Source organism: Acidobacteriota bacterium, assembly GCA_033549365.1.
In the GTDB taxonomy this organism is placed as follows: Bacteria; Acidobacteriota; Aminicenantia; order Aminicenantales; family Saccharicenantaceae; genus JAWSUF01.
On record JAWSUF010000003.1, the window covers coordinates 263,540 to 290,508 of the forward strand.

Here is a 26,969-nt window from a genome sequence, read left to right on the forward strand (position 1 = left end):
CAATCGGTTCACCGGATAATCGGGGTTTCTCTCGGACACCCTCGGCCTTTCATCGGCTGGGGTTCGCCGGCCATGGTTCGAACCAGGTAATCCAGGGCTTTACGCGCCCGCGTTTTCGGCTCTCCGGCGGGCATCGCCCGGACGGCCGCCTTCAGTTCTGAAAGGCATTTTTCGATGTTAGGAGTAACCCGGATGATTTTGCTTTGCGCCATGATGTCATTCCTTTCCGCAGGATTCTCAAAAAATCGGCATCCTCCCGCCATGCGTCGAAATTGCCGTCGAGAGCGATATGTTTGCCGTAAATGTAGGGAATTCGGCGCGCCAAGTCTCCCGAAAAAAACCGTTCGAGATACCGCAGGCCTTTCTCCTTGTTTCCTACGCCCAGGTGCATCGAGGCGAGCCGGAGAAGATCGGCGGAGAATTTATAGTCTCCAGGGGAAATCTGTTCGATTCGCGAGGAGAGAGTCTCCACGGCATCCTCGTCGCCGAGGCGTCCTGCGATTTGCCCCAGGTAGAGGAGAGACGGGATTCGATAGTCCAGGGGGTCTTCGAATTGCTCCATGACGGTTCGGGCGGTCTCCAAATCGTCCTGGTAATACAGGATTTCTCCAAACCGGAAAAGCGCCATGTCGGACGAATCCCGCTGTCGCAGGAGATTGCAGATATCGGCCGCTTTCCGAAACTCCCCGTTAAGCATCAGCAACTCTGTGTAAACGAGGTTGTCAAAGGAAAATGGATTCATCCAATAGCTTTTTTCCTTATACTCGAGAGCCTTGACGAAATCCTCTTCGTTTCCGTGTTCTCCGAATTTCAAGTAATAACAATAACCGACGATGGATTCGAGCCGGGGGTGATTGGGATAGTGTTTCAATCCTTCCTCGGCCAGTTCATAGGCCTTGTTGCGGGTTTCGGAATTAAAGCAGACATCCATGAGGAGATAAGTCTTAATGAGGGTGCTGAAATAATCCGGCAGATTGGGAGAGAGGCTTTGGGCCGTCATCAGCAGCTCTTCGGCTTTTTCCAGCCATTTCATCCGGGAATCCCATCCGAAATTCACATAGTTCAGAAAACCGGCGGCCAAGCCGATATGGGCATGGGCAAATGATCCGTCAAGCTCCAGCGCTTTGTTGAAAAACCGGATGGCCGTCTCGTTGGCTTCGCGCGAGGATTGCCGGACGTAATAGGTTCCCTTATCGTAAAGACGCCAGGAGGTTTCGGCGCCCCCGTCGGCGGCGCTGAGTTGTCCGAGAATGTGCGTGCCTTTGAGATAGGCTTCGTATGATTCGTTGTTTCGTGATTTCGGATTTCCGATCCGACGTAGCGGGCGAGCGTTTCTCCCGGTTGTTTCAGGTAACCCAAGGGCTTCGCCGATCTTTCCGCAGAGATTATCGACGGCTGCAAGCGGGTTGTCGGAGCTCTTGGAGATCCCAAGATCGAGAACGCGGGCACCGTCGTACCGGCGGTCAAGGCTGACGTTGAGGAAGAGGCTTCCCGAATCGCGGCGCAGGGCGCCTCGGAGCGTGAAATCAGGTTGCGGGCCGAAAGGAATGTCCTGCCCGGAAGTTTCCGGTATGGCTTCCATTGCCGGGATGATGCGGATGCCTTCGTAAAACGTCAGATAATTGATGATTTCGTTGGTGAAGCCTTCGGATAAATAGGCATTCCGGGCATGGTCGTCGAGAATTTCGATGGGAGCCAAGGCGATGGTCAGCTCTTTGGGTTCAACGGTCCGGCCGGAATGAGGCGAAACAAAAAGGAAGGACGCGACCGCAACGAATGAAACCGCCGCTCCCGCGGCGAGAATCCGCAAGGGGTGCCGGCGGAACATGGGGACTTCCGGGTTCTGCGCCGGAACGGACAAAGGTTTGTCTGCAAGCCAACGGTCGAGTTCCGATTTGTAGGCGAAGACCGAAGATCGGCGGGAATTTCTGTTGATTCTGTGGATGGGGAGTCCGAATTCCTTTTCCCAACGAAAACACGTGCGGAGGTTGACGTTCATGTGGACGGAGATTTCCTTCCACGTGCGAAGAATCTCCCTGGAATCCCTTTCAGCCATCGTCCTATTGAATTTCAGATAACACGAACCGGGCTTCCTGTCAACCCTCGAGATCTTGTTTACTTATCCTATCAATATGGTATAATCCGAGCCGAATAACCTGCCTGAACCGGGAGAAAAGCCATGCCCGAAGACGTTTCCGCAACCGACGGATTTACGCCGAATGCCCTCCGGATTCTGAAAGCCCGCTACTTTCTCAAGGACGAAAAGGGAGGCTTCCTCGATCGCTCGCCGTCCGATCTTTTCCGCCGTGTCGCATCCGCCGTATCCGAGGCGGAAAAATCCCCGAAGGAGCGGAAAGCCTGGGCCGAGCGTTTCTTTCGCCTGATGGTGGCCAGGGATTTCCTTCCCAATTCCCCGACCCTGACCGGCGCGGGCCGCGGCATGTGCCTGAGCGCCTGCTTCGTTCTGCCCATCGAGGACTCGCTGGAATCCATCTTCGGCACGGTCCGCAACGCCGCCCTCGTTCACAAGGAAGGAGGGGGCACCGGATTCGATTTCAGCTCTCTCCGCCCGAAGGGAAGCTTTGTCCGGCGGACCCAGGGCGTTGCCTCGGGCCCGGTGTCGTTCCTCAAGGTCATCGACGCCGCCACCGAAGCCGTCAAACAGGGCGGAACGCGGCGCGGCGCCAATATCGGCATCCTGCGGGTTGACCATCCGGACATCGAGGAGTTCATCCGCATGAAGCGCGGCGGAGAGGGCATTCCCAACTTCAATATCTCCGTCGCCCTGACCGACGCCTTCATGGCCGCCCTGGCCCGGGGCGCATCCTACCCGCTCCGGGATCCGCGGTCGGGAAAGAAGACCGGTTCCCGCAAAGCCCGGGACATTTTCCGCATGATCGTCGAGGCGGCCTGGGCAACGGGCGATCCGGGCCTCCTGTTCATCGACCGCATCAACCGGGGCAATCCGACGCGAAGTGTGGGGGACATCCGGGCCACGAATCCCTGCGGGGAACAGCCCCTTCATCCCTATGAATCCTGCAATCTGGGATCGATCAACCTGGCGAATTTCCGTCGGGCCGGGGCCGGGGACGGCGTCGATTGGGACAGGCTGGCCGCCGTCGCGACCGATGCCGTCCGTTTCCTGGATGACGTCATCGAGGTCAACCGGTATCCTCTCCCCCAGATCGAAGCCATGACCAAGGCCAACCGCCGGATCGGGCTCGGCATCATGGGATTTGCCGATCTCCTCCTGCAACTGGAGCTTCGCTACGATTCCCCCGAAGCCCTGCGCCTGGCCTCCCGCCTGGCCCGCTTTTTGAGAAAGACGGCCGACGAGGCCACCCGGAAACTCGGCCGGGAAAAGGGGAGTTTCCCGAATATCGACCTTTCCGTCTACAAGGGACAGGACCGGAGAAACGCCACCGTCCTGACCATCGCCCCGACGGGAACGATTTCCCGCCTTGCGGGCTGTTCCTCGTCCATCGAGCCGATCTTCGCCTTTTCCTTCACCTCACGCATTTTGGACGGCGAGATCCGCGATGTCCACCCTCTTTTCGAAAAGTGGGAGAATGAGCGTCCCGGAGAACCTCTTCCGCCCTGGTTCGTAACCGCCCATGACATTGCGCCGGAAGGCCACGTCCGGATGCAGGCCGCCTTTCAGAAGCATGTCGACAACTCGGTGTCCAAGACCGTCAACCTGCCGCACGACGCATCGGAAGAGGATGTCGAACGCGTGTTCCGCCTGGCCTGGGATCTCGGCGCCAAGGGCGTCACCGTCTACCGCGACGGCTGCAAGGCCGGACAGGTCCTGACAACCGATCCGGAGGGCGAAAAACGTTTTCCCCGCGAGAGGCCGATGTCGCTGCCGTCGATCACCGACAAGATCAAGACCGGGTTCGGCAACCTCTATGTCACGATCACGTTTCTCGAAGGAAAGCCGTTTGAAGTCTTCGCCTCAATCGGAAAAAGCGGCTACTCGACCATGGCCGACGCCGAGGCCCTGGGCCGTCTTGTATCTCTGGCTCTGCGAAGCGGTGTCGATCCCCGGGAGGTCATCTTTCAGCTCAAGGGCATCGGCGGCGCCGATCCGGTCTTCACCGAGGGCGGCCTCGTCCAGTCCATACCGGACGCCATGGCCAAGATCCTGGAGCGCCACGTCGGCGAGGTCCGGGAAAATCCCCGGGATTTTTTGAAGAACATCTGCCGCCAGTGCGGCGCCTCGCTGCCGGACGAGAAATGTCCGACGTGTCCAGCCTGCGGCTGGAACAAATGCAGTTGAAGGGTTGTGCGGAAAAAATGCCGGTTTTTGCTTCTTCTTCTCAATGCGTTTTTTCCCTTTCAGGCGTGCCGATCTCACCATTCCGGCTGCGTCGCAGCCCACTCGACGTAGCCTCACTACGCCTTCGTGGGCCGCTTCCTTGCCGGAACGGCAATCTCGACCCGCGCACAACCCCTCAAAGAACCCAATTTTATGACCCTCCGGGCGAGCCGATACGGCCCGTGAACAGATCGGGACTGTGAATCAATCAGAGGAGAAACGTGCGTTTGCGTTCGAGGTAATAGAGGTAGTTTTCGAAGGTGACGTCGGGGGGAACCCGGTGGTCGATGCAGGGGATGATGCCGCCCTCGGCGACAAGCGGCGTGAGGCGCTCGATTTCCCTGTCGATGGCCCCGCGTCCGGCGATGAGGCTCATTTTGTTCACGCCGCCGATCATGCGAACCCGGCTTCCGAAATCCCGCCGCAGGCGGAGGGGATCGGTGTGAATCGCCTCGACCGGGAACATGACGTCGATCCCGGCCCGAAGCCAGCCGGGGACAAGGGCATCGATCCGCCCGTCGCAGTCGAGGACGTTGACCTCGACGCCGTGCCGCCGGAGTGCGTCCGTGATGCGGCGGTAGCGTGGGACCATGAGGTCTTCAAAGAGCCGGGGCGAAAGCAGAGGTCCGTGGTTGTAGCACATATCCTCCCACCACCAGGCGGCGTCGGCCTCGACACCGGGCAGGGCGTCTTCGATAAGGCGGAGAGCCAGGCCGGTCAGATGTTCCATCATCTCCTCGACCCAGTCCCGATCGGTCATCAGGGCCAGCGAAAAATTTTCAAGACCCATCCAGTTCCGGAGTCGGCCGTAAAGGGAGCCGCAGTGGACGGTCACGGGCATGCCCGCGGCGTGGGCTTCATCGGCGGCCCGGCGGACGTCGCCGATCCGTCCGGGGCGGGCGGGATCGAGCCTTTCGTCCCGGAGACGTTCCCAATCCTCCCGGGTCTCCACGGCAAAGCGGATATAGCGGGGCATGGTCGAGTCGAAGTCCAGTTTTTCGCACAAGGCGCCTTCCCTGTCGACGACGAGGCGCCGGCCGTTCTTTTCCTCGATCACCCGCTCTTCGAAATCCGGAAAAAGCCCGATGTGCACGGGCAACTCGGGAATGATGGAGAGGCCCTCAAGACCCAGATGCCGCTCAAGGTCCGCGTTGGTTCGGATATCGCGGGGAAGGCCCTGCTCGTGCCAGACGGCGATCGTCTTGTCCCAATAGCCGAATTCCATGTCGGGGAGGGGATTGGGTCTTCCGCCCCGCAGGGTTTCGAGAAACCGGTCACGGACGGCCATGGGATTCGGCCGGATATCAGATCTCCGGCTGCCGGACGCCCGGCCGGGAGGCTTGTTTCTCCCGCCAGTATTTGGTCAGAGTCGGTTCCCGCGACCAGTTTTCGCCGTCCCACCAGAAGATATCCTCGCCGAGTTTCGAACGGAGGGCCTCTCTGTCGAATGGTTCGGCGATCCGGCCTTGTTTGAACAAATCGGAGTAGGTTATTTCAAACCCGTGAGAAATCCGCGGGGAAAAATTGTTCGATCCGAAGTTCAAGTTGTATTGAATCGTGGACGGTTCTAGCGTAACGATCAGGATCCGGTCGGCCGGTTGAATCATCAAAAACTGGACGGCGGAGATCCTGGTCAGGGCGTCGTCGATCGCGTTACGGGGAAAACGGACATAATATTTTTCTTTCCCCGGGCCCAACTCGAGATTGGTGTAATGGGGATTTTGCTGGGGAGATGCTCCCCCCATGTCCTCGGGATCCAGCGCGATCAGGACCGCCTCCCGGTATTCATTATTCATGGCACCCATGATGATTTCATTGCGTCCGTCGCCGTCGATATCGAACGCACCGATGTCTTGAATGTGTCCCGAGTTCCAGTATTCGCCCAGGAGCCGGCCTTCGGCGTCGAGAAGGGACGCGACAGTCGGGAAAAATCCCCGGGGATTGGAAATGAGCAGGATCTTGTGGCGGCCGTCGCCGTCGAGATCCAGAGAAGCAAATCGGCCGTAATACTCCGATCCGTAAGTTTGGGAACCGAACGTGACGGGCCGGCCGGGATCGAACGTCCAGAGAAGGCGGCCCCTGGCGTTGAAACAGAGGAGTCCCCCGGCCGGGCGGCCCGAGTCATCCGTCGGGTAAAAGAGGACTTCAGGCCGGCCGTCGCCGGTCAGGTCCCGGATTAACAGGCGGGGAAGGCTCTGCATTCCCTCCTTGTCGATAATCCGGCTGTTTGACTTCGGTCCGAGAAGGGGCGTTGTCAAGGGGTCGATAAGCGTTGTCTCGTAACGCCATAAATCCCGGCCCTCGGCGTCGAGCATTACAAGAACGGTCTCCTCAACCCGGTAATCGGCCGGCAGGCGTTTTTCCGGGAACCCGAGGAAAAGCAGAGCGGTCGCGGCGACGGCCAGGACGCCGCCGACAACCGGAAGCCGGAGGAGGGATTTGGATTTGAGTGACGAAGTTTGGGTTTGAGACGGACGAGCGTGACTGTGACTCTTTGAGATCGCACCCGCAATTTCTGCCGATAACGAGCTTGTCCCAAGCCGGGACTCCAACCAGGCGTCGATCTCCCGCTTGCGGGCGAAGACCCGGGACCGGGGACCGGCTCCCAATCTTCGAACCGGAAGGTCGAACTCTTTTTCCCATCTTTGGCAGGTTCGCTCGTCGCATCCCAGGTAAGAGGCGATTTCCTTCCAGGATTGAAGATCGGGGGGTGAACCGCTGTCTTTGGACGCCATTCGAAGTTTCTCCGTATGGATCTTCCGTTAAAAATAACATTTTTTCAAGAGACGTGCGCCGTGTCAAGGATATGCTATAATCCCGAACTCATGGACATCCTGAGATGGGGCGTTGTCGCGGCGGCCGTCTTCTCGATCACGGCGCTGTCATGGCATCTGGCCCGGACGCTGGCCTACGGCCGCACACCCCTTTTCTCGAAGCCGCGGGGATCGGTTCTTCGGGGGATCTTCTATGCCTTCGGGCCGGGGATGACGCCGTGGGAAAAGGAAAGCGCCCGCAAGCACCTGGCGACCTACGCCGCGGGCGTTATCTATCACGGCGGCATTTTCCTCGCCCTTTTGCATCTGGCTCTGTCCGTCATCGGCGTCCGGGTTCCCGGCCCGGCCCTTCAGGCGGCCCGATGGATATTCGCCGCCGCGTTTCTGGCCGGCTGCGGGCTTCTCGCCAAAAGAATCGTCAAGCCGGACCTTCGTGCCCTCAGTTGCCCCGATGACTATGTCTCCAACGGCATCGTCGGTTTGTTTCTCGCCCTCTCCTGGCTTGCCGCCGGGCGTCCGGAAACGGAGCCCGTTCTTTTCGCCGCCTCCATCCTGATGTTTCTTTATATTCCCGCCGGGAAAATCCGGCACTGCGCCTATTTCTTCTATTCCAGAATCCTGTTCGGCCGTTTCTTCGGCCGCCGGGGGACATTGCCCGGGAAAACGGAGCTCGGATAAGCCATGGCCGGAAAACAACCGCCGAAAATTGAAGATTTTCTGGAGAAACGCCTGATCGCTGCAACCAACGAGGATCTCGAAAAAGCCCGGGCCGCTTTCCGGGCGAAACTCGGCCGCGATGAGGCCGCCCTCCTCAACTCCTGCATTCACTGCGGACTCTGCGCCGAGGCCTGCCATTATTATCTGTCCGATCCGCAGCCGGAAAATCTGCCGGCTTACAAACTCGGGCTCGTCATCAAAGTCTTCAAACGCCATTTCACGCCATCCGGCCGTCTGGCCCCGGGCTGGGTGGGTGCCAAGGATCTGGACGCCGACAGGGTCCGCGAGTGGATCGATGCCCTCTTCGGCCGCTGTTCCCTTTGCGGCCGCTGCAGCCTGAGCTGCACCATGGGCATCGGGATCTCCTCTCTCATCCGCACGGCCCGCGGTCTTCTGACGTCTCTCGATCTTGTGCCTTCCGGGTTGGATTCCACGGTCAAAACGGCCGTCGAAAAGGGCAACAACATGGGGATCGACAGGGAAGACTGGGTGGAAACGGTCGACTGGCTGAGTGAAGAGCTGAGGACGGAAACCGGCGATCCTGAAGCGAGCCTGCCCATGGACAAGACCGGGTCGCGTGTTCTTTACACCGTGAATCCGCGGGAACCCAAATTTTTCCCGCTCTCCCTTCTCGCGGCGGCCAGGATTTTTCATGCCGCGGGCGAAAGTTGGACGCTGTCATCCGCGGATTTCGACGCCACGAATTACGGGCTCTACTCCGGAGACGACGAGGTCTCCGCGCTGCTGTCCGGACGGCTTCTGAAAACGGCCGTTGCGCTGGGCGCCGAAGCCCTGATTCTCCCCGAATGCGGCCACGGCTTCAATTCCAACCGCTGGGAAGCGCCGGAATGGATCGGCCGGGCCCATCCCGTCGATGTCCGGAGCATTCTTGAAGTCACGGTCGATTACGTGAAACAGGGTCGCATCCGGCTGGATCCGGCCCGCAATCCCAAGAAAACGACTCTCCACGACCCCTGCAATCTCGTCCGCCTCGGCGGCGTGGCCGAAGAACAACGGTTTCTCCTTAAGCGAGCCGCGACCGATTTCGTCGAGATGACGCCCAACAGAGAAAAGAATTACTGCTGCGGCGGGGGCGGCGGCCAGCTGTCCATGACCGCCTTCGCCGACCGGCGGATCAAAGCCGGAGGCATCAAGGCCGAGCAGATTCGGAAGACCGGGGCCCAGGTGGTGGCCACACCCTGCCACAACTGCATCGACCAGCTTCTCGAGCTCAACAAGTTTTACAAGCTCGGTGTCGAGATCCGGACGGTCTCTGAAATCGTCGCCGACGCCTTGATCCTTGACACGCCCGATCGCCGGGATTAGAGATCTCCGGAGATCCCGATTCCGGCTCGGAATTTTCTGTTGACAGCGCCCCGCTCAATGGGTATGTTTAAGATGATAATGAAAACCATTAACAGTCAGGTCTTTTGATATGCCCGGCCGTTTCGGAAAACGCAGCGGGTTCCGGGGGCAGGTTGCGCGCTGGACCGCCCCGAGGCAGGCGATCTACGACTGCCTCAGCCGCGAGAAGCGCCATGTCAGTGCCAAGGACATTTACGCCGCCCTGAGAAAAACCAATCCTGAGATCGGTTTGACCACGGTCTACCGGACGCTCGATCTTCTCTTTCGGTCAGGCGCCGTCGACCGCGTCAGTGCCGGAGACGGCCACTCCCGTTACGAACTCAAAACCGGCTCGTCCGAAGATCACCACCACCATCTCATCTGCACGTCCTGCGGCCTGATCATCGATTACATGGATTTCGAGGCCGAGGAACTCGAACTCGTAAAAAAAACCGAGGCGGTCCTGGCCCGGAAGTACGATTTTCAAATCCGGGACCACAACATCGAATTTGTCGGCCTCTGCGGCCGATGCCGAAAACAAAAAGGAGAAAACCCGTGAAGTCCCATCTTTCCAAGCACGCGGCGACCAACGTCATCCACGCCGGACAGGAGCCGGATCCGATCTACGGCGGGGTGTCCGTCCCCATCTACCAGTCTTCGACGTTTGCGTTTCGTTCGGCCGAACACGGCGCGGCGCTTTTCGACGGCTCCGAAAAAGGCTACATCTACACCCGGATCGGGAACCCGACCACCCGGGCCCTGGAGGATTGCGTGGCCGCCCTTGAGGGCGGGTGCGGCGCTCTCGGCACGGCCACCGGCATGGCCGCCGTGACGACCATCTACCAGGCTTTTCTGGAGCAGGGCGCCCATGTCGTCAGTACGGCCTCGGTCTACGGCCCGTCGCGGACCGTTCTCGAAAAAGAATACTCGCGTTTCGGCGTCACGGCGGACTTCATTGACACCTCGCGCCTCGACCTGGTCGAAAAAGCCCTGCGGCCGGAGACGAAACTTCTCTTCATCGAAACCCCGGCCAATCCAACCCTGCTGATCTCGGACCTCCGGGCCTGTGCCCGACTGGCCCGCGAGCGGGGGATCGTCATGGCCGTGGACAACACCTTCGCCAGCCCCATTCTTCAGAATCCCCTGGCCCTCGGCGCCGACATCGTTTTCCACAGCTTGACCAAATTCCTCAACGGCCACAGCGATGTCGTCGGCGGGATTCTCATCGCCCGGGAGGAAGAGATCTTCAACCGCCTGCGCAAGGTGCTCATCCTCATGGGCGGCACCATGGATCCCCACCAGTCCTGGCTTGTCCTGCGTGGTGTCAAAACCCTGGCCCTCCGGGTCGAGCGGTCCCAGGAAAACGCCGAAAAGCTGGCCCTCATGATCAGGAATCATCCCAAAATCGCCTGGGTCAACTACCCGGGACTTGAAGATCATCCCCAGCACGCTCTGGCCCGCGAACAGATGAAGGGATTCGGCTCGCTGATCTGCTTCGGCCTCAAGGGCGGATTCGAGGCGGGCCGAAAAATGATCAATTCCGTTCGGTTGTGCACTCTGGCCGTTTCGCTCGGCGGCATCGAAACGCTGATCCAGCACCCCGCCTCGATGACCCACGCCGGCGTCTCCTCCGAGGAGCGCCAAAAAGCCGGAATCACCGAAGACCTGATCCGGCTGTCCGTCGGCTGCGAGGCCTGGGAAGACATTTGGGAGGACCTGGAACAAGCCCTGTCCAAGGCCTGATGTTCTCACGGAAGAACCGGGGGCCGTGCCCTCGGCCAAGGTTTTTCCGATAGCACGTCTCTAACGAGATAGCCGGGACATTGAGGTTTTGGCCGGAGGCCGGCGTCAATGCCGTTGACGATCGGCGGACGTGCCCGCGTGAGAAAAGAAGGCGGGATTCTCATTACCGGCCAGATGACCCTGCGGGAGATATCCGCATCCACCGGAGTTCCGGTCGCGGCGATCCTGGAAAAGCTCGGCCTGTCCTTGTCCGTTTCCCCGAACGAAACCGTCGGCCGCCTTCGGAGACTTTACGGATTCTCCATCGTCGATCTCCGGGACGCCGTCTCGGCCCTGATCAAGAACCGCGAAAAAGACCAGCAGTCCTGATCCGAAGGCGATAAGAGAAATCATTTCCCGGCCATGTCCTGACAAAGATGTCGACGGTTTGATAATAGAACTTCCGATCCAATCCCATAGAGTGATCGATAGCCGGAACTTGTGAGGGTTGACAATTCTTTCTCCATATTATGGAATGTTTCCCGAACATCGATTTCTACACATGTCACGTCGATAGGCAGGGATTTCAATCTGGATATGGAGGTGAATATGATCAGACGGAGAGATTTTCTGACTTGCATGAGTGTCGGCACGGCGGCCGCGGCCGTTCCCTTTTGGGCCTCGATGCGAATGTCTTCGAAGAGCTCAGGACGGGCCGTGGAGAACGACACTCCGCCCGCCGGGCTCCATGACCCCGCCTTCCGTCCCCTCCCCCTGACCTCCATCCGCCCGGAGGGCTGGCTGCGCCGCCAGCTCCGGATCCAGGCCGACGGTCTGACCGGCCATCTCGACGAGTTCTGGCCCGATGTCGCCCGCAGCCGCTGGTTCGGCGGCGATGCCGACGGCTGGGAGCGCGCCCCCTACTGGATGGACGGGGCCATCCCGCTGGCCTGGCTTCTGGACGACGCGCCCCTCAAGACAAGGCTTCAGGGATATGTCGAGCACATCCTTGCTCACCAGAGGGAGGACGGCTGGTTCGAGCCGTTCCCCGAGGATTGGAGGAAACCGCGAGACGGGCGTCCTTACGATCTCTGGGCCATTCAACTGGCCGACAAGGTCCTCGGCCAGTATGCCGAGATCACGGGAGACGAGCGGGTTTGGGCGGCCGTCGAAAAAAACCTGAAGGCCATGAATGCCCTGATCGACCACCAGCCGCTCTTCAACTGGGGCCGGTTCCGCTGGTTCGAGGCGCTCATTCCGATCTTCGCCCTTTATGAAAGAACGGGCGCGGCCTGGCTTCTCGACCTGGCCCGAAAGCTCCACGACCAGGGCTTCGACTACCCCGCCTTCTACCGAGGCGAAGACGTTACGGTTCCCAATCCCCGCCGCGGCCTGTGGAAATGGACCAAACACGTCGTCAACACGGGGATGGCCGCAAAAGCCCAGGCTCTGTGGTGGCGCGCCTCCGGCCGGGCGGAGGACCGCCGTTTTCCTTATGCCATGCTCGAACTTTTGGACCGGCATCACGGCCAGGCAACGGGCGTTTTCACGGGGGACGAGTGTCTGGCCGGAAAGAATCCGATCCAGGGCACCGAGCTCTGCGCCGTCCTCGAGTTTATGTATTCTCTCGAACATATCCTGGCCGCCTTCGGCGATCCGGTCTTCGGCGACCGCCTCGAGAAAGTCGCCTTCAACGCCCTCCCGGCCACATTCTCGCCGGACATGTGGGCCCACCAGTACGACCAGCAGGCGAACCAGGTCCAGTGCACGATCAACCCCGACCACCTGTTCACGACCAACGGCCAGGAATCCAACATTTACGGCCTGGAGCCGAACTTCGGCTGCTGCACGGCCAACATGCACCAGGGCTGGCCCAAGTTCGCCGCCCATTTGTGGATGCGGGGGCCGGCCGGTGAACTCGTCGCCGCGGCCTATGCCCCGAGCACGGTCGACTTCGAGGCGGCAGGCGTTCCCGTTGCCGTGACCTGCGACACGGACTATCCCTTCCGGGACACGCTGCGGTTCAAGGTCCGGGCCGAGCGTCCGGCGCGGTTCCCCCTTCTCTTCAGGATTCCGGCCTGGGCCGAAGGCGCCGTCCTCGAAGGCGTGGGGATCATGACCGAACATCCCAAGCCCGGCGGCTTCCACCGGCTGGACCGGGAATGGACGGGAACGACGGAGCTTTCGCTCACACTGCCGATGCGGCCCGTCGTCACGCGGCGCTACAACGACGCCGTCGCCGTCGAAAGAGGACCGCTTGTCTACGCTCTTCGGATCGGAGAAAAGTGGACCCGGGTCAATGAGGACAAGCCCCACCGCGAACCGCCGCATGCCGACTGGGAGGTCAGGCCGGAGACGCCGTGGAATTACGGCCTTCTCGTCAACGAGAAGAATCCGGAAAAAAGCCTCCGCTTCGAGGAGCGGCCGGTCGGAGAACGGCCGTTTTCTCCCGAGGGCGCAGGGATGGCCGCATGGGCCAAGGGCCGGAAGCTCCCTGATTGGCGGCTTCTCCACGGTTGGGCGGGCGAGATCGTCCCCGGCGACCGGGAGTCGTCCGAGCCTCTCGAGGACATCGAGCTCATCCCCTACGGCTGCACGAACATCCGGATTACGGAATTCCCGAAACTCAAATCGTAGCCCTGTAACGTATGGCTCCGGCCTTACCGCCGAGAAGCTGTCGATTACAGGATTAACGTTCCGTCTTCCGGGATTTCCCTCAAGCCGGTGGAATATCGATCAGGTGGAAAACCGATCTGCAGATGAGCCGGCATCAGACAAAGTGGGGGGCTTTAGGGAATTTGGCGACCCGTATATAATGGTAAAAGATCAAAAAAAGGAGTCGATTATGACGAAAAGAGCCCAAGTTTGGAAATGCGACATCTGCGGCAATATTATCGAGGTCCTGCATGCCGGAGCCGAAGCCCTGGTCTGCTGCGGACAGCCGATGATCTTCATGGAGGAGCACAACGCCGACAAAACCGTCGAAAAGCATGTCCCGATCATCGAGTCCTCCGGCACAGGCGTCAAGGTCACCGTCGGTTCGACGCTGCACCCCATGACGGACGAACACTACATCGAATGGATCGAAGTCATCAACGGCCCCTACATTCAGAGAAAATACCTGAAGCCCGGAGACCCGCCGGTCGCCGAGTTTTACGTGCCCTTCAGCGACAAGCTTGTGGCCCGGGAATACTGCAACATCCACGGCAATTGGACGACACAGAATTAAATCCGGGCGGTCAGGTTTTTCTGAGGCTTTCGACCAACGCTCGGGTCTTGCGGGTCAGTCCGTCCCAGTCCTCGGCCGTGAGAGTTGCGGCATCCAGGAGTGCTGTTCCGATCCCGACACAGCAGGCCCCGGCGCGGATGAAGTCCGGGGCGTTTTCCGGGGTGACGCCGCCCGTGGGCATCAGCCGGGCGCCGGGCAGAGGACCCCGGATGTCCTTGAAAAACTGAGGCCCGAGTGAGGTCGCCGGAAAGATCTTGACGATGTCCGCGCCGGCCCGCAGGGCTTGAACGATTTCCGTCGGCGTGAAGGCGCCGGGTGCAACCAGGCATTCGGCGCGGCGGCCCACTTCAATCATCCCCGTGTCCGTAATCGGCGAGACCAGGAATTCCGCGCCGGCCCGGACGGCCTCTTCGGCCGACGCGGCGTCCAGAACGGTGCCCGCCCCGACCGTGAACTCCGCGGCCTTTCTTTCCTCGATCAGGGAAGCGACGGCCTCCAGCGCTCCCGGAGTTGTCAAGGTGATCTCGACGGCTTTGATTCCGCCCGCGCGCAGAGCCCGGACGGCGGATTCGAGTTTTCGGCGTTCCTTCATGCGGACGACCGCGACGATTTTCGTTTCCAGAAGGATGTCGAGGACGGTCTGTCGATTCATCCGCACGGCCCGCTACCTCCGAATGCGGCCGGAACAGTCGCCCCGCATCAGACGGAGAACCTCGCTTTCGTCTGCGAGATTGAAATCCCCGGCGATCGTATGCTTGAGGCAGGAAGCGGCGACGGCGAAGGCCAGGGCCGCCCGGTCGTCGTCGAGCGTGTCCAGGCCGTGGATCAATCCGGCGGCAAAGGCGTCCCCAGCCCCGATACGGTCGACGATGCCGCGGATGTCGTAATCCGGACCGGTGAAAAACCTCGCCGGCGTTCTCATGACGGCGGTCCAATTGTTGTCGCTTGCGCTGCGGCTGCGCCGCAGCGTGACGGCCAGACGGCCGAGGTTCGGAAACCGGTTCATGACGCGGGCCGTCAGGTCCTCGTAGACTCGGGGATCGAGGGCATCGCGGCCCGGGACGGCGGCGGCCTCGATGCCGAGGCATTTTTGGCAATCCTCCTCGTTGGCGATGAGCAGATCGGCCTGCCGGACGAATTCCGGCATGACGTCGAGGACGGTTTTTCCGTAAGTCCAAAGATTGGCCCGGAAATTGAGGTCGAGGGAGACTTCGAGACCCTTGTTTCGGGCCGTTTTCACGGCTTCGAGGGCCGCGTCCGCGGCGCGGGCGCTCAAGGCGGGAGTGATGCCGGTCATGTGAAACCGGCCTGCGCCTTCCAGAGCGTTCGGCCATTCCACGGCGCCCGGCGCGATAAGGGCCAGGGCGGAGTTTTCGCGGTCGTAGACGACCTGGGACGGTCTATGGGCGGCCCCGCCTTCCGCGAAATACAGGCCCATCCGTCCTTCGCGACGGACGATGAAGGAGGTGTCGACACCGAAGCGCCGGAGCTCTCCGGCGGCCGCGTCTCCAAGCGGACTGATCGGAAGCACCGTGATGCAGCGGACGGCGCGGCCGAAGCGGGCCAGAGAGACGGCGACATTGGCCTCGGCTCCGCCGAATCGGGCGGATAAAACGGGGGACTGAAGCAGCCGTTCGCCCGGAGGCGGCGACAGGCGCAGCAGGATTTCACCGAAAACGGCGCAGGTTTTCATGAGTGTCCCAACTCCCTCATTCGAATTCATTCCTTTTTTTCAAACATACAATAAAAACCCGTCGCCTGTCGATACCTGTTCACCCGCCCGGCTTTGAATGACCATCCGGATATGCTATGTTTCAGGGGATCCAATGGGGCTTGCCTCTTTGGTCGCGGTTCGGTCTTTGAGTTCCGTTTGAGAAAGAAAAGCTTGGTGCCCGGAGAACGTTGGAAGAGGGAGAACGGAACTGCCGAAGGATCAGGGAAATCGGCAAGAGGAGGTGTCCGTTGGCGAAAAAAATCATCGCATTGATTTTTACGGTTGGATTGGCTCTGGGCTGTGGCGGCGGAAAACCGTCCCCGCCCGCAGATCTGGTCCTCATCGGAGGCGTTGTGGCCACGGTGGATGCCGGGTTTTCTCTGGCTGAAGCGGTGGCCGTCCGGGGCGAACGCATCATGGCCGTCGGCACCCGCGAGGAGATCTCTCCCTGGATCGGTGACGCAACGACCGTTCTGAACGCTGAGGGGCATCTCATCCTGCCGGGGTTGATCGATGCTCACGCCCATCTCCACAGTCTGGGCGATGCGCTGACCTCGCTCGACATCTCGGGAACAAAGAGTTTCGAGGAGATCGTCGACCGCGTCGCCGGTCGCGTCCGTTCTTCCGCACCGGGCGAATGGATCGTCGGAGGCCGCTGGGATCAGAACGCCTGGGCCGACAGATCCTTTCCCATTCATGACAAACTGAGCGACATATCACCGGATAATCCCGTCTTTCTCATTCGGGTCGACGGCAACGCCGCGTTCGCCAACCGAAAGGCTCTGGAGATCGCCGGGATCGATCGCTCGACTCCCGATCCGGCGGGCGGCGTCATTGTCCGCAAGCCGGGCGGCGAGCCGACCGGAGTTCTCGTCAACAGGGCCATGAATCTTGTCCAGGACCGCATTCCGCCGGATTCGGACGAGCGGTTCCGGGAAAAGTTTCTTCTGGCCGTCGAGGCCTGCCTCGATGCGGGCCTCACTGGCGTTCACGAAGCGGGTGTCGGGCCCCGGGCTCTCGCGCTTTACAAGAGTCTGATCGACGAGGACCGCCTGACTCTCCGGCTCAACGCCATGTTCGGCGAAGAGGTGGACTTTCCGATCGGGCCGGACCTGGCCGATTTTTTCCGGAGTCACCGGGTCGAGAACTACGGTGGGCGCCACTTTCTGTCTGTCCGAGGCATCAAGCTTTATTTCGACGGTGCCCTGGGTTCGCGGGGGGCCGCCTTTTTCGAGCCTTACGACGACGACCCCGGTAACACGGGGCTTCTCCGGGTGACGCCGGAGTATGTTTATGAGATCGCCAAGGCCGCCCTGGAAGCCGATATGTCCGTCAACACCCACTGCATCGGCATCCGCGGCAACCGTCTGTGTCTCGAAGCCTACGCCCGGGCTTTGGCGGAGCATCCGAATCCCGATCACCGCTTCCGCATCGAACATGCCCAGTTCGTCGAGAGGCGGGATGTCGAACGTTTCGCCGAGCTGGGCGTCATCCCCTCGATGCAGCCCATTCATGCCGTATCCGACATGCGGTTCGCCGAAGACCGGGTCGGGGCCCGGCGGGCCGGAGGCGGCTATGCCTGGCGCTGGTTTCTGGACGCCGGGCTTTTCGTTCCCTGCGGATCGGATTTTCCCGTCGAACCGGTCGACCCGCTTCTCGGAATTCACGCGGCCGTGACCCGGCAGAATGTCGAGGGCCGGCCCGAGGGGGGATGGTTTCCGGAACAGAGGATGTCGATCGAGGAGGCCGTCCGTGGCTTCACCATCTGGGCGGCCCGTGCCGCGTTCCAGGAGGATGTCCTGGGCTCGATCGAGGTCGGCAAGCTGGCCGACTTTACGATCCTCGACCGGAACATTCTGGCTCTGCCCCCCGAAAACATCCTCAAGACCGAGGTCGCGGCTGTTATTATCGGCGGCCGAATCCTCCGTAGCTTGGCTTCAATAAAACAAAGAAAATAAATAAAGGGGCTCTCATGAATCATCTCAGAATCATTTCAGCCGTCGCCGTGGCCCTTCTTCTTCTCAGTCTCAGCCCGGTCCCGGCCGCGGAGACCCGAGCGCCCGTTCCCGAAAGAATGCGGCCGGGTTTCGAAAGCATCACCGCCGTCGACTCCGCCGCTTTTCTTGAATTCATCGCCGCCGACGAACTCGAAGGCCGGGATACGCCGAGCCGCGGCCAGAGCATCGCCCGCAAGTATATCCGAAGCCTCTACAAATCCTGGGGCGTCCTGCCGTTCGGCGATACCCGCGGCTCCGGACCGCGATCCTACGAACAGGCTCTCCCCATGTTCGTCAAAACCTACGGTCCGGGAACGGCCATGACGGTTCGTTCCGGCGGTGTGACCCGGACGTTCAGCATGGGCGGCGATTTTACATGCAGCAACGGCGCGGATTGGAGCGGCGCGATCGAAGGCCGCGTCGTTTTCGCCGGATACGGCGTCTCGGCTCCCGACCTGGGATACGACGATTTCGCCGGGATCGATGTCCGCGGCAAGATCGTTCTGGTCGCTGCAGGCCGTCCCGGCGGAGACGAGCGGAAAACGATGTTCAACAGCCCCGATCATTGGGCCCGCTTCGCGGGACGCCGGACGCCGGTTGAAAACTGCGCCCGGCTCCTGGCCGGCAAAGGGGCTCTGGCCCTCATCGTAGCCGACCCGTCCTTTGATCGTCCCGCCCGGCCTCACGGCTATGTCCAGGGCGCAAGAATCCCCTCCGCCTCGAACCGGATCTATTCCCCGGCGATTGCAGCCGTCGATCCGATGACGCCGACCTTCTGGGTCTCGCCGCGTGCGGCCGACGCCCTTCTCGCCGCCGCCGGAACATCCCTTGGCAAGAGGACGCGGAGAATCGACACCGCTCTGAAACCGTCATCTCTGGATCTCCCGGGCCTGACGATGACGATCGATATGGATGTTGCGCTTCAGTCTTCGCCCTGCGCCAATCTGCTCGGCATCATCGAGGGCTCGGACCCGGACCTCAAAGACGAACATGTGATCGTCGGAGCCCATCTGGACCACGTCGGCCTGAACGATGACGGCTATGTTTTCAACGGCGCCGACGACAATGCCTCCGGGTCGGTCGGGGTTCTCCAGATCGCCAAAGCTCTGGCCCACAGCCAGGTGAAACCCCGCCGCTCCGTGATTTTCGCGCATTGGACGGGCGAGGAAAAAGGCATTCTGGGTTCCCTGGCATTCGTCAAGAATCCCCCGGTTCCCTTGGAAAAGATCAAGGCCTGCGTCAACCTTGACATGATCAGCCGCGATACGCCGCATCAGGCCGTGAAAAGCCAGGCCGCGGAATTCCATCTTTCCGCGGAAGTACAAGCCAAAATCGGCGACGATCCCCGGCGCCTGCTCATGGCCTATGTCCCGCTTTTCGCCCGGGAATTCGGAACACTCATTGTCGATTTAAGCGAAGCCCACGTGGGATTGAACGTCGTGCCCCTGCCTTCCACGCCCATGATGGGGAACAGCGACCACTATTTCTTCGCCCTTGAGGGCATCCCCTCGGTTTTCCTGTTTACGGGCGGCCATGCCGATGCCCACCAACCGACGGATATGTCCGACAGGATCAATGCGGAGAAAATGGCCGACGTCGTCCGGCTTGCTTATCTGACGGTCTTCAACGTCGCCGATGCTCCCGACAGTCCGGAACGTCTCCGGCTGCCGTGAAGGAGCTGCGAGCGTGAGACTTGAAACAGAATGGTTGTGCAGCATTCGAGGAAATATCATCCGGAGGGTGCCGTCATTGTAGGGGGTCGTGAGGAAAACAAGATGATCGGGAATGTCGGAGGCTTCACGAGTACCGTCGGCGATGCCCGGTTGAGAGGTGAAGAAACATGATGTATGCCGTGGGCATCGATTCCGGAACTCAGGGGACCAAAGCGCTCGTCGTCGATTTCTCAGGGAAAGTCCGGGGCCGGGGGTATGCACCCCATCGTTTCGTGAAGAACCTCAAGCCCGGCGAGAGCGAGCAGGACCCCCGCGTCTGGATTCAGGCCATGAATGCCGCTCTGGCCGAGGCTCTTGTATCCTCCCGCATCAATCCCTGCACCGTCGTTGCCCTGGGCGTTTCCGGACAACAGCACGGATTCATTCCCCTGGACGCCGGGGGCCGTCCGATCCGGCCGGCCAAACTCTGGAACGACACCTCGACGGCGGCCGAGACGGAGGAGATCATCGCCGCGCTTGGCGGAAAATCGGCCTGCATCCGCAAACTCGGCCTTGTCCCGGCCGTGGGTTTTACGGCCTCGAAAGTTCTTTGGCTCAAACGCCGGGAGCCGCAAAATTACGACCGCTTGGCGACCGTCCTCCTTCCGCACAATTACCTGAATTTCCATTTGACGGGCGATGCGGCCATGGAATACGGCGACGCCTCGGGCACGGGTTTTATGGACATCCGCCGCCGCCGCTGGCATCCCGCAGCCCTGGCCGCAGTCGATCCCGGACTGGCCGATCGCCTGCCGCCGCTCCTCCATCCTCGGGAACCCTTGGGCCATATCCGGAAAGCCGTCGCCTCCCGTTTCGGATTCGGCCGCGTCCTCGTTTCGAGCGGCGGCGGGGACAACATGATGGGCGCGATCGGCACCGGTAACACGGCGCCCGGCGTCTGCACGTTGAGCCTCGGCACCTCGGGCACGATCTATGCCTATTTCCCCGAACCGTTCGTCGATCCGGCCGGAGAGATCGCTCCCTTCTGCGACAGCACGGGCGGCTGGCTGCCTCTTCTCTGCACGATGAATGTCACCAACACGACCGAGGCCTTCAAGTCGCTCCTCAAGCTTTCCAATCGCAGCCTCGAGACCCTGGCGGCCATGGCCCCGGAGGGATCCGCCGGACTTTTATTCCTGCCCTTTATCGATGGAGAGCGCGTGCCGGTTCTGCCTCATGCCCGCGGCGTTTTCTTCGGCCTCGACAGGGCGACATTCGGCGCGTCCCACATGGCCCGTTCGATCATGGAGGGAACGATTCTCAATCTCGGTTATGGTTTCGCCCGGATGCGTGCCCTGGGACTCGACCCGTCCGAAATCCGGGCCACGGGCGGCGGAGCGAAAAGCCGGACCTGGCTTCAGATCGCCGCCGACGTTTTCCAGACGCCCGTCGCCGTTCCGGCCGAGAGCGAAGCCGCCGCCCTCGGAGCCGCTCTCCAAGCAATCTGGAGCTATGAGCGGAAAAGCGCCGGGGAATCCGATATCGCCGCGCTCACGGCCCGGACCGTCCGGCTGGGGAAGACAACCATCAAGCCCCGGAAGGCCTTGGCCGGCCTTTACGGCGAACTCCAGGAGCGCTTCAACCGCCTCTGGAAAACCCTGGCCCCCGAGTTCCTCTCTCGATGAAGCCGCTCATCTTAAGACGTTCGGAATGTGTTTTCAGGCGCAACTTCGGTTCCGGGGTTATGCGTGAAAGCGCTGTTTTACTTCTTTGGCTTTTTTCCTGTTGCTTTCACGCATAACCCCGGCCGAGGATCCATTTGTTGCGGACGGAGAGGAAAGCGAGCAGATAGAACGACAGCATGGAATAGTTATAGAAGACGTCCTCAAACTGAAAAGAAAAGGAATGCTGAGAATGGCCAGGTTGATCGCAAGATATCAGCTCATACGCCCCTCCCCGGGGATGTTTTATTTTTTTCGTGCGATGCTGTAGGTCAGGAGTTCGTGAAGTAACGTCCGATAGCGTTCGGCTGCGGGAAGACGATGGATTCCGGTTTTGGCCTTCCGTCGCAAAACTTCGATTCTTCGGCCGACCTCTTCCCGGACCCCGAGGGCTTCCACCCTGTCGCGAACCGCCCGGATGTCCGCCTCCGACGCATCCGCGCGGCCGAAGATCTTTTCCAGTTTCCGGCGTTCCGCCGCCGGCGCCCTCTCCATGAGCAGATGGCGATGAAGGGTTTTCTTGCCCTCGCGGATGTCCGATCCGACCGGTTTGCCGATCTCCTCCTCACTTCCGAACATGCCGAGATCGTCATCGCGGAGTTGAAAGATCAACCCGAGGTATTCGCCGCACTGTTCGAGCCCTCTCCTCAAGGCCGGGCTTCCTCCGCCGATCAGGCAGCCCATGGCCAGGGGCAGAGAGAAGGAATATCGGGCCGTCTTGTGAAGGTAGAGTCCCAGGATGTCCTTTTCGCCGATATGTTTCGAAGTCGCTCCGGCGTAGAGATCCTGCATCTGTCCCAGCCCGACGAGTGTCAGCTCGCGGGCGAACAGGCGAACCGCGGCCGGGGTTTTGCGGTTGGCGGAGCGCATCCCGGCCAACACCTCAAAGGCCAGAAAAATGGCGATGTCGCCGCCGCAGAGGCCCATCGACAGCCCGAAATGATCGGCTTCGGCGATGTTTTCGCGCCTGCCCAACGCCGCATACCGGCGGTGAAAAGACGGCTCGCCGCGCCGGAGAGTGTCGTTGTCCATGATGTCGTCGTGAATGAGCAGAGCGGATTGGACGAGTTCCATGGCCGCCCCGGCCCGGACGGCATCCTGTGTGATCCGGCTTCCAGCCGCCCGGCAGCCCAGAAGGACAAGGGCGCCCCGAATCATCTTTCCCAAAACCGTGTAGGCCTTTAAACGATCCGTGATATCCCGGCCCCAGGCATTGACGCCGGCCGTTTCCGACTTCTTGGCATCGAGGAATTCCGTCAGAAAACAGGCCAGCCGTTTCCGGGATCGGGATAAAAAATCATCCAGGTTCATGCCCTCAATCCTTTTCCGGAGAGTTGTGCCCGCAATCCGGTCCAAAGGATGCGGGGACGGGACGGTTTGACCTTGCGGCGAAAGACGATAAACGGATCGGCGGCGATCTTCCGCGCCGTCCAGTCATACATCGCGGCCGCGGTGCGGATGGGGTCAAGAAAGCGGCGGGGGATGAAGGCATAGCCCTTCTCGGCGCCGATCTGCCAGACCTGGTAGCGCCTGATCTCTCCGCGAAGAAAAATCCGGAAGGCCTCCGGCTTTCGGTGCGCCTCGTCCTCGGTGAGCGAGTCCAGCCCCCGCATTTTCATGGCATCGGCCGGAAGGTAAGTTCGCCCCAGGCCGCCGTCCTCGCGGATGTCGCGGATGAAGTTGATGTACTGCATGGCCCGTCCGAGAAGCCTGGCGAAGGGGAACGCTTCGCGGCGAAGATCCATCACGGCGGCCATCATCAAACCGATGACTTCGGCGGAGCCGTAGATGTAAGAGAGCGTGTCGCTGAGTGTCGCATAGTCTTTCCGGGTGAGATCCATGGCCATGGAATCGAGAAAGGCATCGACCCAGGCGGGATCGAAGCCGCGCCGCCGGGCCAGCTCACAGAAACCCGCGATGACGGGGTCGGCGTTGTTTCCGGACGTCTCCCCGGAATTGCGGCAGGTCTCATAGGCTTTCCGGAAGGCCTGAAAGCCTTCCCGATCCTGGGGGATGCGGTCGACGAAATCGTCGGCCGTCCGGACGAACCCGTAGAGGCAGGCGACGTCGCGCCGCGTTTCGGCCGGGAAAAATCGCGTGCTGTGAAAGTAAGTCCGGCTTCCGCGCCGGAAGATCCGGCGGAGGAGGGGATCAACTCCGCTCACGGGCGATCCTTGCGGCGGTCAGTTCGGCGGCGATCATGATCATCGGCATGCCGACGCCCGGATGGGTGTACTGGTCGCAGAAATAGAGGTTGGGAACCCGCCGGCTTCGGCTTTGGGGGCGGAAGGCGGCCGTTTGGAAATCCGTCCCGGGCCATGAGTGCGGCCGCGGCCAGCCCTCCGAGCCCGGCGCCGATTACGACGGCTTTGTCATGGGACATGGCGTCTCTCCTCGAGCCGCCGGACGACTTCGATGATCTGGTCTTCCGGCGTCGACGCGCCGGAGGCGATGAAGACGGCGGCGTCCGGCGGGATGGGCAGGCCGTCGACGTCCATGGGTTTGTCGACGAAATAGGTGCAGGAATTGATGTTCCGGGCGATCTTGAAAAGGTGGCGCGTGTTGGCGCTCGTCGTCGAACCGACGATGATGACGCAGTCGGCCGACTTCGAATGTTCCTCGACTTCCCGCTGCCGGGTCCGTGTGGGTTGGCAGATCGTATTGTGAAAATCGACCTGGGGAACGATTTTTCGGATGCGGTCCACAATGCGCAGGGCCTCTTCGGTGACAAAGGTCGATTGAACGACGATTCCGGCATGTTCGACACCGGCGAAAAGTTCGGGAGTGGCCTCGTCATCGGTTTTGAGAACGACGGCGCGCTTCACCTGACCCTCGATCCCCCGGACTTCCTCGTGACCCTTCTGTCCGATGATAACGGGGAGAGCGCCCTGCTCTTCGATTTCGCGGACGCGTTCGTGAATGACGCGGACCATGGGACAGGTGGCGTCGACATAGTCGAGATTTCTGTGAGCGAGGTCCTCGTAGCGTGAGCGGGGAGACCCATGGCTCTGCAGAACGACGACACCGTCGGGGTCGGCCTCGTCAAGGCTTTGGATCAGGCGGAGTCCCCGGGCCTTGAGATTGCGGATGACGCACTCATTATGGACGACCTCTCCGAGCATGAAGACGGGCTTCTCGCCGCTCTCGGCAAGGAGCTGTTCGATGGTCTGAAGGGTTTTCCGAACGCCGAAACAGTAGCTCAGCGTTTCCGAAAGGAGGATCTTCATCCCCCGGCACTCTCCACTTCCGGAGTGTTGTAGTGGGGCGGGGCGTAGAGAAACCCGAAGGAGATGCCCCGGCTTTTCCCCGAGTTCTGGTGGTGGACCTTGTGGGCGTTGATGATCCGCCTGAGATAAGGCGTGCGGGCCGGAATGCGGAAGCCGGGGATGCGCTTGTGGAACATGACGTCGTGAAAAAGGAAGTCGCCGAGCCCGTAGAGCATTACACCGATGGCGACGGATGTAATGACCCAGAGTCCGGTTATCCGGCCCAGCAGAAAAATCGAAACGGCGGCGGCGCTGAAGAAAACGGCGAACAGGTCGTTTTTCTGAAAGCCCTTTTTCTTCGGCCGGTGGTGGTCTTCGTGAAGAAACCAGAGGGCGCCGTGCATGCCGTACCTGTGCAGAGCCCAGGCGACGCCCTCCATAAGCACGGCCACGGCAAGTGTCAGGGCGGCGAAAGCGATAATTTGAATGGCCACGTGAATCTCCCCCGGATCCATCGGCTTCCGGGCTTGAACTTCCCCGCTCCGTTTCCGGCCGGAAATGGTTCCGAATGAACGGTTTTCGGGGAGTTCTATTGTTACCACACGGGGCCGGAGGGTGTCAATCTCGACCCGCGCACAGCCCCGGCTCCCGGGCTGTGCGTGGCCTCCGGCTGCTTTGGCTGCTGTAAAATATACATAATAAATAAAATAAAAATTTTTTGCTCCAAAAAAAGCTCTTTTATCACCTAAATGCATTTTTTTCAGCAACATCCAGCAGCCAGAGCAGAATGAAGTCTTGACAGGTCGGCGTCCGGCCGCTAATCTGGTATCTCGACATCAGGAAAGGAGCCGAATATGCCGAAATCCATCAAAGGCACGGAAACCGAAAAAAACCTTCTCGCCGCATTCGCCGGCGAATCCCAGGCCCGCAACCGTTACACGTACGCCGCCGGCGTCGCCAAGAAAGCCGGGTACGAACAAATTGCGGCCGTCTTCACGGAGACAGCGGACAACGAAAAAGAGCATGCCAAGCGCTTCTTCCGTCTGCTTGAGGGCGGCGAGGTGACCATTACGGCCGGATACCCGGCCGGAATCATCGGTGACACGCCCGCCAACCTCGAAGCCGCGGCGGAAGGCGAACGCCATGAGTGGACGACGCTTTACAACGATGCGGCCTCGGTCGCTGAAAAGGAGGGCTTCCCCGAAATCGCCCATCAGTTCCGCGAAATCGCCAAGGTCGAAAAAGAGCATGAGGCGCGCTATCGCAAGCTTCTTGAAAACATCCGTCAGGGAAAGGTTTTCAAGAAGGATGCTCAGGTCCGCTGGCGCTGCCGGAACTGCGGCTTCGTCCACGAAGGTCCGGAAGCCCCGTCCCAATGCCCGGCCTGCGCCCACGCCCAGGCTCACTTTGAAATCGCGGCCGAAAATTACTGATTCCGGACGATCCGCGTCCCCTCGGTTCTTCCGAGGATGATCCATTGAAGACTTCTTCGGATAACAGGCGGGCGGGCATCGGCTTTGTCCTGGCCGCTTATGTGGCCTGGGGCATTCTGCCTTTTTATTGGAAGGCAATCAAGAGCATCCCGCCCGAAAACATCCTGACCTTCAGGGTGTTTTTATCCTTTCTTCTGCTTGCGGCCGTGGTGATGCTGAGCGGCCGGGCGGGCGAATTCCGCGCGGCTTTCGCCTCGCGCCGCAGCCGGTTGTGGACACTGCTGACGGCGGCCGTCATCGGATCCAATTTTTTCGTCTATGTCTGGGCCGTCAACACCGATCATTTGGTTGAGGCGAGTCTCGGGTATTTCATCAATCCCCTGGTCAGCGTCTTCCTCGGTGTTGTTTTTCTTCGGGAAAAGCTCGACCGGCCGCGTCTTGTGAGCCTCGGGCTGGCCGTCGCCGGCGTCGCCTTCCTGACCGCGTCATTCGGCCGCCTGCCCTGGATCTCTCTTGTCCTGGCTTTCAGCTTCGCTTTCTACGGTTTGGCCCGCAAAATCGCCCGCGTGGATGCTTTGAACGGACTTCTTGCCGAGACGGCCGTTCTGTCTCCCCTATGCCTGGGATTCCTGGCTTTCCAGGCCTTCCGGGGCCGATTTTTTACGGGCTGGGACTCGCTGACGTTTCCGCTTCTTCTCGTTTCGGGGTTGGTCACGGCCGTTCCCCTGTTGTGGTTCATCCGCGGCGTTCGCCGCATCCCTCTTTCAACGGCCGGATTCATCCAGTATGTCTCGCCGACGCTTCAGCTCCTGATCGGAGTCGTCGCATACGGCGAACCCTTCACGCGGACCCACTTGGCGAGTTTCGGCCTGATCTGGGCGGGCCTGGCCGTTTTCACAGTCTCTACGGCCCGATCGCTGGCCGAGCGAAGAAACGGGCGTCTGTCGAATCCCCCAAAGGGATAGGATTCCCGCACGGCGGCATGATGAGCGCTTGGCTGTCGGCGGGGTCGCGAGTCAGGAGTCGGTACCTTTCGGAGGCTCCCCGGACCGGATAGAAACGGGAGAGGTGGGAAATCGCAGATCTTTGTTTTGAGAAGATATGTCCTTCGATGACGTCTTTGTTGTTGAAGAAGAAGGGAT

22 protein-coding genes are annotated in these 26,969 nt (G+C 60.7%); 13 read left to right on the top strand and 9 right to left on the bottom strand.

The genetic code is table 11. The features are described 5' to 3' along the window. Positions 1-151: 151 nt before the first annotated feature. Positions 152-2,056 carry a hypothetical protein gene (locus SCM96_06460; GenBank protein MDW7760263.1) on the bottom strand — a complete coding sequence of 635 codons (1,905 nt, stop codon included), beginning with the start codon at positions 2,054-2,056 and terminating at the stop codon, positions 152-154. 123 nt (positions 2,057-2,179) lie between these two features. Between SCM96_06460 and SCM96_06465 the strand changes: the two genes are divergently transcribed. After that, positions 2,180-4,279 (top strand): adenosylcobalamin-dependent ribonucleoside-diphosphate reductase, encoded by a 2,100-nt coding sequence (locus tag SCM96_06465; GenBank protein ID MDW7760264.1) that lies wholly within the window; start codon positions 2,180-2,182, stop codon positions 4,277-4,279. Positions 4,280-4,526: 247 nt separating this feature from the next. Here the strand turns inward: SCM96_06465 and SCM96_06470 are convergent, their stop codons facing one another. Further along, positions 4,527-5,606: a uroporphyrinogen decarboxylase family protein gene (locus SCM96_06470; protein MDW7760265.1), complete on the bottom strand. Its 1,080-nt coding sequence runs from the start codon at positions 5,604-5,606 to the stop codon at positions 4,527-4,529. 16 nt (positions 5,607-5,622) lie between these two features. Beyond that, on the bottom strand, positions 5,623-7,053 hold the full coding sequence (locus SCM96_06475) for a helix-turn-helix domain-containing protein (protein ID MDW7760266.1): 1,431 nt from the start codon (positions 7,051-7,053) through the stop codon (positions 5,623-5,625). 60 nt (positions 7,054-7,113) lie between these two features. Between SCM96_06475 and SCM96_06480 the strand changes: the two genes are divergently transcribed. From SCM96_06480 to SCM96_06510, 7 genes are all read left to right on the top strand, one after another. Next, a complete protein-coding gene (locus SCM96_06480; GenBank protein MDW7760267.1) occupies positions 7,114-7,770 on the top strand; it encodes a hypothetical protein in 657 nt (218 codons plus the stop codon). A 3-nt stretch (positions 7,771-7,773) separates the two neighbouring features. Then, positions 7,774-9,135 (top strand): (Fe-S)-binding protein, encoded by a 1,362-nt coding sequence (locus SCM96_06485; GenBank protein MDW7760268.1) that lies wholly within the window; start codon positions 7,774-7,776, stop codon positions 9,133-9,135. Positions 9,136-9,244: 109 nt separating this feature from the next. Further along, a complete protein-coding gene (locus SCM96_06490; GenBank protein ID MDW7760269.1) occupies positions 9,245-9,712 on the top strand; it encodes a Fur family transcriptional regulator in 468 nt (155 codons plus the stop codon). Beyond that, complete coding sequence (locus tag SCM96_06495; protein ID MDW7760270.1) at positions 9,709-10,896, top strand: aminotransferase class I/II-fold pyridoxal phosphate-dependent enzyme; 1,188 nt, start codon at positions 9,709-9,711, stop codon at positions 10,894-10,896. Before SCM96_06490 ends, SCM96_06495 begins: the two co-directional genes overlap by 4 nt. 108 nt (positions 10,897-11,004) lie before the next feature. Continuing rightward, positions 11,005-11,265 carry a hypothetical protein gene (locus SCM96_06500; protein MDW7760271.1) on the top strand — a complete coding sequence of 87 codons (261 nt, stop codon included), beginning with the start codon at positions 11,005-11,007 and terminating at the stop codon, positions 11,263-11,265. A gap of 219 nt (positions 11,266-11,484) precedes the next feature. After that, entirely contained in the window at positions 11,485-13,512 is a 2,028-nt protein-coding gene (locus SCM96_06505) for a glycoside hydrolase family 127 protein (GenBank protein ID MDW7760272.1), read from the top strand. A 208-nt stretch (positions 13,513-13,720) separates the two neighbouring features. Next, on the top strand, positions 13,721-14,104 hold the full coding sequence (locus SCM96_06510) for a desulfoferrodoxin (protein ID MDW7760273.1): 384 nt from the start codon (positions 13,721-13,723) through the stop codon (positions 14,102-14,104). Between the two features lie 10 nt (positions 14,105-14,114). Here the strand turns inward: SCM96_06510 and SCM96_06515 are convergent, their stop codons facing one another. Next, positions 14,115-14,756, bottom strand: a complete 642-nt coding sequence (locus SCM96_06515; GenBank protein MDW7760274.1) for a bifunctional 4-hydroxy-2-oxoglutarate aldolase/2-dehydro-3-deoxy-phosphogluconate aldolase — start codon at positions 14,754-14,756, stop codon at positions 14,115-14,117. Between the two features lie 12 nt (positions 14,757-14,768). After that, the gene (locus SCM96_06520) at positions 14,769-15,797 is read right to left on the bottom strand and encodes a sugar kinase (protein MDW7760275.1); all 1,029 of its coding nucleotides are present in this window, start codon (positions 15,795-15,797) and stop codon (positions 14,769-14,771) included. A 269-nt stretch (positions 15,798-16,066) separates the two neighbouring features. On the opposite strand from SCM96_06520, the gene SCM96_06525 reads away from it, so the two are divergent. The 3 genes from SCM96_06525 to xylB all read left to right on the top strand — a co-directional run bounded on the left by SCM96_06525 (position 16,067) and on the right by xylB (position 21,152). Further along, positions 16,067-17,776, top strand: a complete 1,710-nt coding sequence (locus SCM96_06525) for an amidohydrolase (protein MDW7760276.1) — start codon at positions 16,067-16,069, stop codon at positions 17,774-17,776. Positions 17,777-17,790: 14 nt separating this feature from the next. Then, positions 17,791-19,488 (top strand): M20/M25/M40 family metallo-hydrolase, encoded by a 1,698-nt coding sequence (locus tag SCM96_06530; GenBank protein MDW7760277.1) that lies wholly within the window; start codon positions 17,791-17,793, stop codon positions 19,486-19,488. A 167-nt stretch (positions 19,489-19,655) separates the two neighbouring features. Beyond that, entirely contained in the window at positions 19,656-21,152 is a 1,497-nt protein-coding gene (xylB, locus tag SCM96_06535) for a xylulokinase (GenBank protein MDW7760278.1), read from the top strand. Positions 21,153-21,434: 282 nt separating this feature from the next. On the opposite strand, the gene SCM96_06540 is transcribed toward xylB, so the two are convergent. The 4 genes from SCM96_06540 to SCM96_06555 form a co-directional block, all read right to left on the bottom strand. Beyond that, positions 21,435-22,499: a polyprenyl synthetase family protein gene (locus SCM96_06540; protein ID MDW7760279.1), complete on the bottom strand. Its 1,065-nt coding sequence runs from the start codon at positions 22,497-22,499 to the stop codon at positions 21,435-21,437. Further along, complete coding sequence (locus SCM96_06545; GenBank protein ID MDW7760280.1) at positions 22,496-23,353, bottom strand: phytoene/squalene synthase family protein; 858 nt, start codon at positions 23,351-23,353, stop codon at positions 22,496-22,498. Before SCM96_06545 ends, SCM96_06540 begins: the two co-directional genes overlap by 4 nt. Positions 23,354-23,560: 207 nt before the next feature. Beyond that, positions 23,561-24,415, bottom strand: a complete 855-nt coding sequence (gene ispH / locus SCM96_06550; protein ID MDW7760281.1) for a 4-hydroxy-3-methylbut-2-enyl diphosphate reductase — start codon at positions 24,413-24,415, stop codon at positions 23,561-23,563. Next, the gene (locus SCM96_06555) at positions 24,412-24,888 is read right to left on the bottom strand and encodes a sterol desaturase family protein (protein MDW7760282.1); all 477 of its coding nucleotides are present in this window, start codon (positions 24,886-24,888) and stop codon (positions 24,412-24,414) included. The genes ispH and SCM96_06555 overlap by 4 nt, the downstream gene beginning before the upstream one ends. Positions 24,889-25,248: 360 nt before the next feature. On the opposite strand from SCM96_06555, the gene SCM96_06560 reads away from it, so the two are divergent. Continuing rightward, a complete protein-coding gene (locus SCM96_06560; protein ID MDW7760283.1) occupies positions 25,249-25,827 on the top strand; it encodes a rubrerythrin family protein in 579 nt (192 codons plus the stop codon). A 44-nt stretch (positions 25,828-25,871) separates the two neighbouring features. Then, positions 25,872-26,792 (top strand): EamA family transporter RarD, encoded by a 921-nt coding sequence (gene rarD / locus SCM96_06565; protein MDW7760284.1) that lies wholly within the window; start codon positions 25,872-25,874, stop codon positions 26,790-26,792. Positions 26,793-26,969: the final 177 nt, after the last annotated feature.

Excerpts from the sequence above, each read along its gene's own strand:
- SCM96_06505 (MDW7760272.1), top strand. The coding sequence starts at position 11,485 with ATGATCAGACGGAGAGATTTTCTGACTTGCATGAGTGTCGGCACGGCG.
- SCM96_06510 (MDW7760273.1), top strand. The coding sequence starts at position 13,721 with ATGACGAAAAGAGCCCAAGTTTGGAAATGCGACATCTGCGGCAATATT.
- SCM96_06485 (MDW7760268.1), top strand. The coding sequence starts at position 7,774 with ATGGCCGGAAAACAACCGCCGAAAATTGAAGATTTTCTGGAGAAACGC.
- SCM96_06560 (MDW7760283.1), top strand. The coding sequence starts at position 25,249 with ATGCCGAAATCCATCAAAGGCACGGAAACCGAAAAAAACCTTCTCGCC.
- SCM96_06475 (MDW7760266.1), bottom strand. The coding sequence starts at position 7,053 with ATGGCGTCCAAAGACAGCGGTTCACCCCCCGATCTTCAATCCTGGAAG.
- SCM96_06490 (MDW7760269.1), top strand. The coding sequence starts at position 9,245 with ATGCCCGGCCGTTTCGGAAAACGCAGCGGGTTCCGGGGGCAGGTTGCG.
- xylB (MDW7760278.1), top strand. The coding sequence starts at position 19,656 with ATGATGTATGCCGTGGGCATCGATTCCGGAACTCAGGGGACCAAAGCG.
- SCM96_06520 (MDW7760275.1), bottom strand. The coding sequence starts at position 15,797 with ATGAAAACCTGCGCCGTTTTCGGTGAAATCCTGCTGCGCCTGTCGCCG.
- SCM96_06460 (MDW7760263.1), bottom strand. The coding sequence starts at position 2,056 with ATGGCTGAAAGGGATTCCAGGGAGATTCTTCGCACGTGGAAGGAAATC.
- SCM96_06515 (MDW7760274.1), bottom strand. The coding sequence starts at position 14,756 with ATGAATCGACAGACCGTCCTCGACATCCTTCTGGAAACGAAAATCGTC.
- SCM96_06470 (MDW7760265.1), bottom strand. The coding sequence starts at position 5,606 with ATGGCCGTCCGTGACCGGTTTCTCGAAACCCTGCGGGGCGGAAGACCC.
- SCM96_06540 (MDW7760279.1), bottom strand. The coding sequence starts at position 22,499 with ATGAACCTGGATGATTTTTTATCCCGATCCCGGAAACGGCTGGCCTGT.
- SCM96_06500 (MDW7760271.1), top strand. The coding sequence starts at position 11,005 with ATGCCGTTGACGATCGGCGGACGTGCCCGCGTGAGAAAAGAAGGCGGG.
- SCM96_06530 (MDW7760277.1), top strand. The coding sequence starts at position 17,791 with ATGAATCATCTCAGAATCATTTCAGCCGTCGCCGTGGCCCTTCTTCTT.
- ispH (MDW7760281.1), bottom strand. The coding sequence starts at position 24,415 with ATGAAGATCCTCCTTTCGGAAACGCTGAGCTACTGTTTCGGCGTTCGG.
- SCM96_06465 (MDW7760264.1), top strand. The coding sequence starts at position 2,180 with ATGCCCGAAGACGTTTCCGCAACCGACGGATTTACGCCGAATGCCCTC.